This is a genomic window from Pseudomonas sp. K5002 (genome assembly GCF_013386655.1).
Lineage (GTDB): Bacteria > Pseudomonadota > Gammaproteobacteria > Pseudomonadales > Pseudomonadaceae > Aquipseudomonas.
The window spans coordinates 1-217 of the sequence record NZ_JACARK010001585.1; the positions used below are offsets into that span (position 1 = coordinate 1).

The 217-nt window shown below is 67.7% G+C and carries 1 protein-coding gene; it reads left to right on the forward strand.

The genetic code is table 11. The features are described from left to right. Nucleotides 1-217: aldehyde dehydrogenase family protein (locus HX846_RS40175; protein ID WP_256740515.1), on the forward strand; the 217-nt coding region annotated here is incomplete at both ends.

A 217-nucleotide genomic window follows, 5' to 3' on the forward strand; every position in this document is an offset into this window, starting at 1 on the left:
CGGCCCATGAAACGCCCTACTCGGCGTTGGCCCTCGCGCAACTGGCCGAAGAAGCCGGCTTCCCGCCGGGCGTGTTCAACGTGGTGCTGGGCGAGCCACAGATGGCCATGCAAACCCTGGTGCAGGACACCCGCGTGCGCTCGGTAAGCTTCACCGGCTCGACCCGGGTCGGCAAGCTGGTACTGCAGGCGGCGGCCCAGGACGTGAAGAAGGTCTC